The sequence below is a fragment of the Komagataeibacter melaceti genome (assembly GCF_003403295.1).
Taxonomy (GTDB): domain Bacteria; phylum Pseudomonadota; class Alphaproteobacteria; order Acetobacterales; family Acetobacteraceae; genus Komagataeibacter; species Komagataeibacter melaceti.
The window spans coordinates 22,856-34,502 of record NZ_QUWV01000104.1; the positions used below are offsets into that span (position 1 = coordinate 22,856).

Here is an 11,647-nt window from a genome sequence, read left to right on the forward strand (position 1 = left end):
GGCAGCCGCAGCCTTGGCAATCACTTATGGATCACTTAATATGGAAGTCTTTCGGAAGGAACGATGACATGGCGCGGACCGGGCGTCCCCGTGAGTTTGACCGCGACAGGGCGATTGACGCCGCCACGGCGCTTTTCTGGGCGCAGGGGTATGAGCCGACCTCCCTGACGCAGCTCAAGTCCTGCATGGGCAATATCTCGCCTGCGAGTTTCTATGCCGCGTTCGGCTCGAAGGAGGCCCTGTTTCGCGAAGTCGTGCAGCGTTATCTGGCCACATACGGGCAGGTGATGGCACCGTTATGGGATGAAAGCCTGTCGCCGCGCGAGGCCATCGAACGGACGCTGCGCAGCTCAGCGCATATGCAGGCGGCCCGCACTCATCCGGCCGGGTGCCTGGTCGTGTGCGGTGCCAGTAACTGCTCACCTGAAAACGAACCCGTTCAGGCGCTTCTTGCGGCGGAACGACAGCGCACGCGCACCGGCATCAGGGCCTGTGTGGAGCGCGCCATCGCCAATGGTGAATTGAACGCATCCCCGGCGACCGATGCCCTGCCCGATATTCTCACGACTTTTTTCCACGGCATGACATGCGAAGCCCGGGACGGGATGCGTCCGGACACTCTGGATGCGGCCGTTACGTCGCTGCTGACGTTGTGGGATATCAACGCGGTGAAACGGGGAACAGCAAAGCGGCCTGAGAAAAAGTCGACGGACTGACAGCGGCGAGACGATCCGGATCGAACATTCTATATCGGTCGGTCCACAAATCCTTGACGCTACTTTGTGTCTCTATTATGGATCGGTCGATATGGAAATGGTGTCTGCGGAACCCGACGCCATGCCTCTTCAGGGAATCCGATCATGAGCACATCAAAAATAGCCCTCGTCACGGGTGCCAATCGCGGCATCGGATACAGTATTTCCAGGCATCTGACGGCCGCGGGTATCAACGTGATCGGCACGTATCACGCCAATGCAGATGAGGCGAAGGCTGCTGAAACTGCCCTCAGCCACAAGGACGCAAAGCTGCGCATGCTGCAGTTGGACATCGCGAACCATGCGTCGTTCACGGACTTTGCAGTTCAGGTCAAAGCTCTTCTCGCAAACGAGTTCGGGCAGCAGGAACTGAATTATGTTGTCCAGAACGCCGGCAACATCATCCACACCCGCTTTGATGCCGCAACATCCGAACAGCTCGACAATCAGTACAACATCCACTTCAAGGGCCCGTACCTGCTGACGGTAGCCCTTCTGCCCCTGATCCGTGATGGCGGGCGCATTCTCAACATCACCTCTGCCGCGACGCGCTTCTACCTGCCGGATCATGCTCCTTACGCGGCCATGAAGGGCGCAACCGAAGTCATCTCGCTCTATATGGCAAAGGAACTGGGCGCACGGGGCATTACGGTCAATGCCATCGCCCCTGGCGCGGTCGCATCGGACTTTGGTGGCGGTCTGGTCCGTGACGATGCCGCGGTCAACAAAAGCCTCGCAGAAATCACGCCGTTGGGGCGTGTCGGCCAGCCCGACGACATCGGGGCCGCGGTCCGTGCCCTCCTGTCTGACGACATGCACTGGGTAAATGGCCAGCGCATTGAGGTGACGGGCGGCCAGTCGCTTTGATCCCATACAGAAAAGGGCAGGGGGAGTCCGCATGATTAACGTTATGGCCAGCAGCGTCATCAATGCACCCGTTTCGTCCGTTTGGGGGCTGATCCGTGATTTCGGTGCCCTTGGAAACTGGTTGCCGGGCGTGAAAAGCTGCGTAATCGAAGGCGATGATCCCGATGATCGTGTCGGCGCGATCCGCTGTGTTGAAATGGGCGATGTCGGTATGATCCGTGAACAGCTTCTGGCGCTGTCGGACGTGGATCATGCGGTAACGTTCTCGATCATTGAATCGGCTCTGCCGATCCGGAACTACCGCTCGACCATCACGCTTCTGGCCATAACGGATGGCGATCGCACGTTTATCCGGTGGCGCGGTCAGTTTGAAGCGGCTGCCGAACACGCAGCCAGCATGGAGGCCCGGATGCCGACACACATCTACCAGCCAGCATTCGACAGACTGGCGGAAATTCTGGCGTTGAGGAAAACGCGGTCATGACCAGCTTTCATGGTAAATCCGTTCTCGTGCTGGGCGGCAGTCGTGGGATTGGCGCCGCCATCGTGCGTCGCTTCGCAACGGATGGTGCGAAAGTCATTTTCACGTATCTGTCCTCCCCTGACGACGCTCACGCCCTGGCGGCCGAGACCGGAGGCAAAGTCCTGCGCGCCGACAGCGGCGACCGGGATGCCCTCATCGCGCTGATCGCCTCGCTCGGCCCCTTGGACGTGCTGGTCGTCAATTCCGGAATTCTCGGCGCGGGTGACCCGCTGGACATGCCGCCGGATGCCATCGACCGGCTTTTCCGCATCAATATGCACGCGCCTTATCACGCGGCGGTTGCTGCCGCACGGACCATGCCCGACGGCGGCCGCATCATCTTCATCGGCTCAGCCAATGCAGATCGTATGCCGATGAGTGGGCTTGCAGCCTACAGCGCCAGCAAGGCGGCACTGAAAGGCATGGTCAAGGGACTGGCGCGCGATTTCGGCGCGCGCAATATTACCGTCAACGTTGTCCAGCCTGGCCCCACCGATACCGACATGAACCCCGCTGATGGGCCGCTGAAGGACGTGATGCACGACTTCATGGCGATCAAGCGCCATGCCACGGGCGCGGAGATCGCGGGGCTGGTCGCGTATCTTGCCGGGCCAGAGGCCGGCATCATCACGGGGGCTGCATACAATATCGATGGTGGCTTCGCAGCCTGACGGAATGACTGATCTCCACCCATTCGCTGGAAAAAAGGAATGAGGACCATGACCCATTCATCCGCTCATGCCGCCAATGCGGGCACTTTCACGATCGGCGGCGATCTCGCCGTTCATCGGCTTGGCTTCGGTGCGATGCGCATCACAGGCCCGGGCATATGGGGGCCGCCCACCGATCATGATGAGGCCATTCGCACGTTGCGGCGGCTTCCCGAACTCGGCGTCAACTTCATCGATACGGCGGATTCCTACGGTCCCGATGTCTCGGAATGGCTGATCAGGGAAGCGCTGCACCCGTACCGCAAGGGCCTCGTGATCGCGACCAAGGGTGGTCTGAACCGCCGCACCGCCATGTCATCAAGCAGGCGCTGGCGAAGGGGACTGATTGCAGCAATGCACAGGGACTCTGTCATCATCCGGCTCCGTCTGGTGGGAAGAAGATCTGTCCTTTCTGTTTTTTGACGCGGCAGTGCTGGCGCGGAACCTGTAGCTGTTATTTCCTGTCTCGCTGATATGACAGTGATGGGTTAGCCGATCGAGGAGCGCCGTCGTCATTTTTGGGTCACCAAAGACGTCTTCCCATTCACTGAAGCCCAGATTGGTTGTGATGATGACACTGGTGCGCTCGTAGAGGCGGCTGAGCAGATCGAACAGCAGGGCGCCGCCAGACGCGCTGATGGGGAGATAACCGAGTTCATCACGGATCACGAGATCCAGGCGGAGTAGCCTGTCGGCAATCTGCCTGGCCCGGTTGGCGGTCTTTTCCTGTTCGAGCGCATTGACCAAGTCGACCGTTGACCAGAAGCGCGCCTTCTTGCGGTGATGGGTGATCGCCTGGATGGGCAGCGCGGTCGCCAGGTGGGTTTTCCCGGTTCCCGGACCGCCGATCAGCACGACATTCTCAGCACGCTCGATGAAGTCCCCGCTATGGAGCTGGCGGACCATGGGCTCGTTGACCTGCGTATTGGCAAAGGAGAACCCGGACAGGTCCTTATAGGCAGGGAACCGGGCGGTCTTTGTCTGGTAGGCGATGGAGCGCACTTCGCGTTCGGCCAGTAACGCGATATTTTCTTCTTCTCGGCCATAAGGTTTATGCTCCGGTAAACCCAGGGTAGTTCAGTTTCTGGAAGAAGCCGAGCTGGACTATTCCATCAGTCCTGGACAGGTTCTTGTCGGACATTCTGGTCAGATACTCATGCGGCTGAGGTTGACAAGCCAGTCACAGAACAGCTCAGCCTGACTGCTACGCGGTGTGTGGGCCGTTAGCACATAGCCCCGGCGGCTTCTGAGTGGTTTCTGCCAGACTTTGACCAGCACGCCGCTTTCCAGACAGGTATCAACCAGCGGCCGCCACCCCAGCGCGATGCCTTCCCCTTGCATGGCAGACTGCAGCAGCAGGGGATAGTTGCCAAAAGCCCGGAAACGTGCCGTCTGCTGGCTGCCCCGCACTGACGGGTCCGGGTCCATCCGGGCAAACCAGTCCGTCCATGTAAACCACAGGTTCTCATGTCCATTCAGGTGTAGAAGATGTGCACGTCCCAGATCAGCCAGTGTCGTAAAGGGACCATGGGTGCGCGCGTACGCGGGACTGCATACAGGATAGACTTCCTCCTCAAACAGCGTAATGCGGTTTTCGCCTGATTTACGGACGGCAGCCTCAAACAGGATGGAGACATCCGCCGTTATCCCTAAGGGGGGCTGGGCCTGTAGCGCTTGGGTTGTCAGGATCTGGATTTTTATGCCCGGACAGATTTTTTCAAAATCCGGCAGGCGGGAAATCAGCCAGTTGGCGGCAAAACCATAATCTGTCAGCACATTCAGGACTCTATCCCGGCTAACGGCCGTAGCCTGTTCTAGCGCAGTCCTGATGGTGGCCCGTGCTTCCGACGCCGCGGCAACCAGCGTGCGGCCAACCTCATTCAGCGCAACCCCGCGATGCCTGCGCATGAACAGCGGCATACCAACGACACGTTCGATATGGCCAATCTGCTGGCTGACGGCGGGCTGGGTCATGCCCAGTTCGGCCGCAGCAGCGCTGAAACTGCCTAGACGGCCCGCCGCTTCGAGCACCCGCGCATTACCCATTAGATAATCAACTATGTATCCTGTCATAATTATTAATTATACCACCCATAAGAACAAAATGACATCACAAACCACATTAAATGATGCATATTAATTTCATCCACAATCCACTATCGTAATACGTTGTATATTCGTGAGATAGAGACTCATGCTCGAGCAGCAGTCCAACCGTCCCAATTTCCTTGTGGTGCTGGCAGATCAGCTGACGGCAGCGCTGCTTCCCGCAGTTCTGGGCGGTCGCGATCCATCGCCCGTCATCGTCCCCAACCTGACGGATTTGGCAGGGCAGGGCGTGGTGTTTGGTAACGCTTATACCAACAGCCCGTTATGTGGTCCGTCGCGGGCGGCGTTCATGAGCGGCCTCCTGCCCACCATAAGCGGCGTGTATGACAATGCCTGTGAATGGCACGCCGATACTCCGACATTCGGCCACCGGCTACGACTTGCAGGGTACCGGACGATCCTTTCGGGCAAGATGCATTTTGTCGGGCCGGACCAGTTGCACGGGTTTGAGGAACGCCTGACAACCGATATCTACCCTGCCGATTTCAGCTGGGTGCCTGACTGGCTGCACCCGGAAATCCGGCCGGACTGGTACCATTCCATGGATTCAGTTCATCAGGCCGGTCCGGTCGTACGCAGCAACCAGATCGATTATGACGAGGAAGTCGCCTTCGCCACCCGCCGTAAGCTGTATGATTTGGCTCGCACGCGCGATGGGCGTCCGTTCTGTATGCTGGTCTCCTTCACCCATCCACATGACCCATTCAATATCGGGCAGGAATGGTGGGACCGGTATGCTGGTGTCCCCATTCCGTCGCCCCAGGTAGATCTGGCACAGGATCCTCATCCCGCCGTTATCCGCATACGTGAGGCGTGCGGCATTACGGCCGACCCCGCGACGCCACAGGCAGCCCTGCGTGCGCGGCGGGCCTATTTCGGCGCAATTTCGTATATCGATCATCAGGTAGGACGGCTGCGCGCGGTGCTGCAGGAAACGGGGCTGGACCGCGACACGGTGATTGTATTCACCAGTGATCATGGTGAAATGCTGGGCGAGCACGGTCTGTGGTACAAGATGTCCTTTCATGAAGGGGCGTCGCGCGTGCCGCTGATATTCAGTGGCTTGGATTTTTTTCGTCCTCGCATTGTACGCGATGCAGTCTCGCTGGTGGATGTGGGGGAGACGCTGTGCACACTGGCGGGAGTGCCACCTGCACCCCGCACCGATGGCCGCAGCCTTGTTCCCCATCTGAATGGATTAGGCGGCCATGATGGCGTGTTTGGCGAATATTGCGGGGAAGGCACGACAGCGCCCGTGAGCATGATTCGCCGCGCGCAATGGAAGTTCATCCATACCCCCGGCGAACCCGACCAGCTTTTCGACCTGAACGATGATCCGGATGAAACCCGCAATTTGAATGGCAGCACTGCTGCGGCAGCCATACTGGCGGCCTTCAGGGAAGAAACGCATAAGAAATGGGATTATGCCCGCATTACCCGCGATGTCATTGCCAGCCAGCAACGGCGGCAACTGGTCAGCCGCTCGCTGGCGATGGGGACCTGTACCCACTGGGACTACCAGCCCCCGCCCAATGCCCACAACGCATACATCCGCAATCACAAGCCTCTGGAAACGCTTGAGGCTGAAGCGCGGCTTTATCCTCCCAGTGTCCGGTGAGACATTCGCCATGAACCGTATTCCCACCCTGTCGTACGTGACAACATTCGTCTTCGTCCTTTCGGCTGGCACGCTACCCTGCGTCTGTGCATCCTTTGCGGCAGACCTGACCGATACCCAACCCGCCTCAAAACGGGCAAAATCGTCGCGCCATGCTCCCGGAACGATGATGGCCAGCGGCAGACCTGCAAGGAAAGACGCAGGTGGCGTGGAGGAAATAACCGTCCGTTCCACGCGGCGGACCCAGCGATCAAGCACCATTCCTGCCTCCATCGTCGCCCTGTCTGGCAACACGTTGCAGACTACGGGCGTGCGGGATGCCCTGACCCTGGCCCATGACGTACCGGGGCTTATGGCCGAAACCACATCGGGCTCCGCCAATCCGCGCTACCGTCTGCGCGGTATCGGCACGAATGACTTCTCGGCCAACATGACCACGGCGGTCGGCGTGTCGGAAGATGACGTGTTTTTGGACAGTGGGGCCTCGCAGGGGGTACCGATCTATGATCTGGACCATGTCGAGGTATTCCGTGGACCGCAGGGCACATTGCAGGGCAAGAATACCACAGCGGGCACCGTCAATTACTATACTAAACGACCCACCAATCATCTGGACGGCTACGTGCGGGGCACGGCTGGCAATTATGGGCGGCTGGGGGAGGAAGGGGCGATTGGCGGCCCTATTGTCAAGGATCGCCTGATGGCGCGCTTTGCCATCACCAACCAGGATTTTTCCGGCCAATACCATGATAGTTACCGGAAGGAAGATGCCAACGGTTACCAGTATTACGACATGCGTGGCGAGATACTGGCCAAGCCCACAGATAATCTGAGCATACTCGTCAAAGGTCATATCGGGCGCAACAAGACCGATGTGGAACTGGACCATGTGGGCCTGCTGGCCGGGGGAAAGGATGATCAGGGCTATGCCCAGACATCGGCCCGCAACCTGCAGAACAATGGCCGGAGTGACGCGACAACGCGCCGGTCGGGTCTGTCGGTCAATGCGCAGTACGCCTTTGCCCATGGCTGGACACTGACGGATATTTTCGGGCTGGAATGGAATCACTTTAATGTCTTTTCCGACGATGATGCTAGTCCTGCCCCGATCGACTATCAGGAAAACATCGGCGGCGTCGCGCGTGTGCTGAGCAATGAAATCCGCGTCGCATCGCCCCAGAGCAAAAAGATACGCTACATCGGCGGTGTCTATTACATGCGCAACCTGACCCAGTCCTACAGCCAGCAGCCACTCTACAGCCCGGTTGATTTTGGCGCGGGCGGCAACGCGTCCAGTTTCAATATCAACACACAGGATGCAGCCGTATTTTCCGCTATTTCGGTTGACCTGATGCCCCGGCTGACGCTGGATGTCGGCGCGCGTTTCACATCGGAAACCCGTCAGGCCAATGGCGAGGCGTGGGCCTATGCGACGCAGGCTGGCAGCCCCTATAATACATCCGACCGGGTGCTGACCTACATCAACACCAACACGAACACCTATATCGATCCCGCGACAGGCAGCGCCATCAGCGGTCCGACGCTGAAAAAGACGTTCAACAGGGACAGCGAGGACGCCAGCCTTAAATACCGCTTCAACAGCAACATCATGGGCTATCTCCGCTATGCGCGGGGGTTCCGTACTGGCAATTACAATACCTATGTTGCCACGGCGTCTGATTTTAGCCTGTATAACCCGGAAACGCTGACAGATTACGAAGGTGGAGTCAAAGCCCGGCTGTGGAAAGGACGCGCCCAGATCAACCTGAGCGGCTTCCATTACGACTACGACAACATGCAGGTCACGATCTTGCAGAATACCGGTACGCACACCACCAATGCCGCCAGCGCCGTATCCAACGGCTTCGAGTTCGAGGGGCAGGTGCGACCGCTAGATAATTTTCTCGCGACATTTGGTGTAACCTATCAGGACGCCCATTACACCAGCTTTACCAATGCCAGCGCGCCCACGCCGTTCAATGGCGGCAATCCGGTCAATCTGTCCGGACAACCGCTGGAGCGCGCGCCGCGTGTCACCGCCAACCTGCTGCTTAGTTACACATTGCCCGTCTCATTCGGTGACTTCGCCTTCCAGACAGACTGGCGTTACACCAGCCGTTACCGTTTTCAGGCATGGTCGGACGCCACGCCCACCACACCGGGTGCGCTGCTTTCATCCGCGCAGGCGCAGGCTCTTGTCCGCAACGCTTTTTCACAGAAACCGGTCCTTATGGGCAATGTGCGCGTAGCCTGGCATTCGCTGGACAAGAAGACGGAAGTGGCTTTCTGGATGCATAATATTACCAATCAGTTGACTTATACCAATGCATTTGGGGAATTTTTCAACGGCAATATCAGCCGCTATCCCGGTGAACTGCGCAGCTTTGGCTTTGAGGTCTTCCGTTCCCTATGACCAGTACCAACGAACTCCACGCACCAGCGGGGACTGCCGGACGATGGGAATGGGTGGGTATCAGCGCTGCTGACTGCGCGGCCCATAGCATGAACTCGCTTGGACCGTTCGCGGTCAGTGCGCTCATGACCGACCTGCACCTCAACACTTTTCAGGCAGGAATTTGGAGCACGGTCGAAATGCTGGCCTATGCCGGGGCCATGTTCGGTATCTCGCCATGGGCTGCGGGTCTACACCTGCGCCGGGTGGCGCTGGTGGCAGGTATCATGGTCGTCGTGGCTCAAGGTGCTTCTGCCATTGTGGCCAGCTATGGTATACTACTGGCACTGCGCCTACTGGCCGGGATGGGACTGGGTATGCTGAATGCTGTGGTCAATATCGGCTCAGCCCGGTCTCATGCGCCCGCACGCAGGTTGTCGCTGGTCATGATCGTGCAGACCGTGGTGTTCACCATCGCCAGCCTGCTTCTGCCGCAGGCGGCGGCACTCGGGGGCAGGGCAGGGGTATTCGGCTTTCTGGCGCTGCTGGTCGTCTTCCTCCTACCCCTTATGGGGTTTACGACCTCTCGATCGAGCATACCCCGGTCTCATCGTGTGTCCATAACCCGGTCAGGCGAACGGTCTTGTGTTCATCCCCGGTTCATTATTGCCGCCGTTGTTTTCTATACCAGTGGCAGTCTGGCTATATGGCCATTTTCCGCCCATGTGGGGCATCTGGCTGGATTGACGAATACGGCGTTTGGCTGGCTTGCAGCGGTTGCTAATATAGGTGGTCTTGCAATGTGTATCGCAGGCTCGCTGTTGGGGGATGGTAGGGCAGCCTTCCGTTTGCTGGCACCCGCCGTCCTCCTAACCGCGCTGGCTTGTGTCGCGCAGGCCGTTCCGTGGAGCATTCCCGCCTTCTGCACGGCGTTCCTGCTTAATTATGCACTGTGGTTTTTCATCTATCCCAATCTGATCGGCATCGCTTGCCGCATGGACCCGACCGGCAGGCTGGCGACCCTGTGCAGTGGGGCGTGGATGATATCACAGGCCAGTGTGACCCCGCTTTCCGGGTTGCTTGGACGCAATGGGCATTTCCTTGGCGTTGGGCTGCTGGGCATGGGCAACTGTCTGGTCAGCACCCTGCTGGTTGTCGGTCTTTATTTTAGGGCCTGTTAGGTCTTGAATAACAGAACGGACTGCATAGCTGTTTATGATGAGCATGATGCAGTCTGTCTTTTCTGATGCCGCCTGGTCCGTCTGGGAGCCTTTGATCGAGGAAGTCCGTCCGAAGGGCAAGACCCCACCGAAAAACCTTCGACGGACGATCTCCGCGATTTTCTGGCGCCATCAGAATGGCGCGAAATGGCGCGCCCTTCCGCCTGAGTTTGGTCCCTGGTGGATTGCCGCACAGTTGTTTATTCGCTGGTCGAAGCTTGGTGTGTGGCAGCGCCTCTTTGAAAAGGTCAGAGGCTCGGAGCCGGCATTGGGCATGGTCTTTCTCGATGGCACGACGATCCGTGCCCATCACAAGGCGGCCGGGGCCGCCAAAAAAGGGGATACAGTGAACGCTGCAGAGACCGTGAGGCGCTTGGCCGCTCACGTGGAGGCTTTGGCACCAAGGTCTGTGTAGCTGCGGATGGACATGGCAAGGCATTGTCCTTCACACTGTCGCCCGGACAGGCACATGAACTGCCATCCGCTTATGCCCTGCTCGACGACCTGCCACACCCACCGGCCTATGTTGTTTGTGATCGCGGATATGCCTCGCATAAATTCCGTGAATATCTCTGGGACCGGGGATCTCGTCCTGTTATCCCGCCAAGGAAGAATGATCCAGAAGTCGCCTGTCCCAAATGGGCTTACAGACACAGGCATCTGGTCGAAAATCTTTGGGCAAGGCTCAAGGAGTGGCGGGCTGTCGCGACCCGATACGAAAAAACAGCCGCATCTTTCCTCTCTGTCATCCTCATCGCGGCTACAGCAGACTATATCAAGGCCTAACAGGCCCTAGCCCGCCGCGGGCAAGGAGTGTTTAAGGCCAATGTGCGACTGAACGAAAGACAGTGTCGTATAACTGGTGTATCAGATCCACGTTTTCTGATTGCCAGTCATATTAAACCCTGGCGTGACTGCACTGATCAGGAAAAACTGGATGGCTGCAATGGCCTGCTGTTGTCGCCACATGTTGATCGATTGTTTGACCGTGGTCTGATTAGCTTTGCCAATGATGGAACGTTACTGAAATCAGCCATGCTACCGCCTGAAGTTTGGTCGGCTTGGGGCTTGGATAACATTATTAACGTCGGCGCATTTACGAATGCACAGGCGACTTACCTAGCGCTGCACAGAGAGGCAATTTTTAAAGGCTAATGAGGAGGGCTCGACTACTAGGACTTGTTAGGCCTTGATGTCGTCTGCTGTAGCAGCGATGAGGATGACGGAAAGAAAGGACGCGGCTGTCTTTTCATATCGGGGCGCGACAGCCCCCACTCCTTGAGCCTTGCCCACAGGTTTTCGACCAGGAGAGGTGGTCCCCATTTTTCGGACAGGGCAATAAGCTATAATCCGACCTGAGAGAGAACGGGTTTTATGGGCAAGGTTACGCGGAAGAGGTATGCGGCAGAGTTCAAGTCACGGGTTGCGCTGGAGGCGATCCGTGGGGAACTGA

At 58.2% G+C, this 11,647-nt stretch carries 10 protein-coding genes and 2 pseudogenes; 10 read left to right on the forward strand and 2 right to left on the reverse strand.

Annotated elements, in window-relative coordinates:
- The first annotated feature begins 68 nt into the window (after window positions 1–68).
- The 5 genes and pseudogenes from DY926_RS11915 to DY926_RS11935 all read left to right on the forward strand — a co-directional run.
- Window positions 69–716, forward strand: coding sequence for a TetR/AcrR family transcriptional regulator (locus DY926_RS11915; RefSeq protein WP_116703577.1), 648 nt, complete (start codon window positions 69–71; stop codon window positions 714–716).
- A 144-nt stretch (window positions 717–860) separates the two neighbouring features.
- Window positions 861–1,622, forward strand: a complete 762-nt coding sequence (locus DY926_RS11920; protein ID WP_116703578.1) for an SDR family NAD(P)-dependent oxidoreductase — start codon at window positions 861–863, stop codon at window positions 1,620–1,622.
- A 31-nt stretch (window positions 1,623–1,653) separates the two neighbouring features.
- Complete coding sequence (locus DY926_RS11925; RefSeq protein WP_116703579.1) at window positions 1,654–2,106, forward strand: SRPBCC family protein; 453 nt, start codon at window positions 1,654–1,656, stop codon at window positions 2,104–2,106.
- Window positions 2,103–2,816: an SDR family oxidoreductase gene (bdcA, locus tag DY926_RS11930; protein WP_116703580.1), complete on the forward strand. Its 714-nt coding sequence runs from the start codon at window positions 2,103–2,105 to the stop codon at window positions 2,814–2,816. The genes DY926_RS11925 and bdcA overlap by 4 nt, the downstream gene beginning before the upstream one ends.
- Before the next feature lie 48 nt (window positions 2,817–2,864).
- Window positions 2,865–3,158, forward strand: a pseudogene (locus tag DY926_RS11935) (aldo/keto reductase); the annotation flags it as partial.
- Between the two features lie 15 nt (window positions 3,159–3,173).
- Here the strand turns inward: DY926_RS11935 and istB are convergent.
- Both istB and DY926_RS11945 read right to left on the reverse strand, forming a co-directional pair.
- Window positions 3,174–3,878 (reverse strand): annotated as a pseudogene (gene istB, locus DY926_RS11940) (IS21-like element helper ATPase IstB); the annotation flags it as partial.
- A 123-nt stretch (window positions 3,879–4,001) separates the two neighbouring features.
- Window positions 4,002–4,901, reverse strand: coding sequence for a LysR substrate-binding domain-containing protein (locus tag DY926_RS11945; RefSeq protein ID WP_158551982.1), 900 nt, complete (start codon window positions 4,899–4,901; stop codon window positions 4,002–4,004).
- A 148-nt stretch (window positions 4,902–5,049) separates the two neighbouring features.
- Between DY926_RS11945 and betC the strand changes: the two genes are divergently transcribed.
- From betC to DY926_RS11970, 5 genes are all read left to right on the forward strand, one after another.
- The gene (betC, locus tag DY926_RS11950) at window positions 5,050–6,582 is read left to right on the forward strand and encodes a choline-sulfatase (RefSeq protein WP_116703583.1); all 1,533 of its coding nucleotides are present in this window, start codon (window positions 5,050–5,052) and stop codon (window positions 6,580–6,582) included.
- Window positions 6,583–6,592: 10 nt separating this feature from the next.
- Entirely contained in the window at window positions 6,593–8,995 is a 2,403-nt protein-coding gene (locus tag DY926_RS11955; protein ID WP_116703585.1) for a TonB-dependent receptor, read from the forward strand.
- Window positions 8,992–10,155: an MFS transporter gene (locus DY926_RS11960; protein ID WP_206609048.1), complete on the forward strand. Its 1,164-nt coding sequence runs from the start codon at window positions 8,992–8,994 to the stop codon at window positions 10,153–10,155. The genes DY926_RS11955 and DY926_RS11960 overlap by 4 nt, the downstream gene beginning before the upstream one ends.
- 46 nt (window positions 10,156–10,201) lie before the next feature.
- Window positions 10,202–10,980, forward strand: a protein-coding gene (locus tag DY926_RS11965; protein WP_408886058.1) for an IS5 family transposase whose coding sequence is annotated in 2 segments (ribosomal slippage) — window positions 10,202–10,556 and window positions 10,556–10,980 — 780 coding nt in all. Because the reading frame shifts where the segments join, the coding sequence is not laid out codon by codon here.
- 42 nt (window positions 10,981–11,022) lie between these two features.
- Window positions 11,023–11,349: an HNH endonuclease gene (locus DY926_RS11970; protein WP_116703586.1), complete on the forward strand. Its 327-nt coding sequence runs from the start codon at window positions 11,023–11,025 to the stop codon at window positions 11,347–11,349.
- Window positions 11,350–11,647 lie beyond the last annotated feature (298 nt).

Excerpts from the sequence above, each read along its gene's own strand:
- DY926_RS11915 (WP_116703577.1), top strand. The coding sequence starts at position 69 with ATGGCGCGGACCGGGCGTCCCCGTGAGTTTGACCGCGACAGGGCGATT.
- DY926_RS11925 (WP_116703579.1), top strand. The coding sequence starts at position 1,654 with ATGATTAACGTTATGGCCAGCAGCGTCATCAATGCACCCGTTTCGTCC.
- bdcA (WP_116703580.1), top strand. The coding sequence starts at position 2,103 with ATGACCAGCTTTCATGGTAAATCCGTTCTCGTGCTGGGCGGCAGTCGT.
- DY926_RS11945 (WP_158551982.1), bottom strand. The coding sequence starts at position 4,901 with ATGGGTAATGCGCGGGTGCTCGAAGCGGCGGGCCGTCTAGGCAGTTTC.
- DY926_RS11920 (WP_116703578.1), top strand. The coding sequence starts at position 861 with ATGAGCACATCAAAAATAGCCCTCGTCACGGGTGCCAATCGCGGCATC.
- DY926_RS11960 (WP_206609048.1), top strand. The coding sequence starts at position 8,992 with ATGACCAGTACCAACGAACTCCACGCACCAGCGGGGACTGCCGGACGA.
- DY926_RS11955 (WP_116703585.1), top strand. The coding sequence starts at position 6,593 with ATGAACCGTATTCCCACCCTGTCGTACGTGACAACATTCGTCTTCGTC.
- betC (WP_116703583.1), top strand. The coding sequence starts at position 5,050 with ATGCTCGAGCAGCAGTCCAACCGTCCCAATTTCCTTGTGGTGCTGGCA.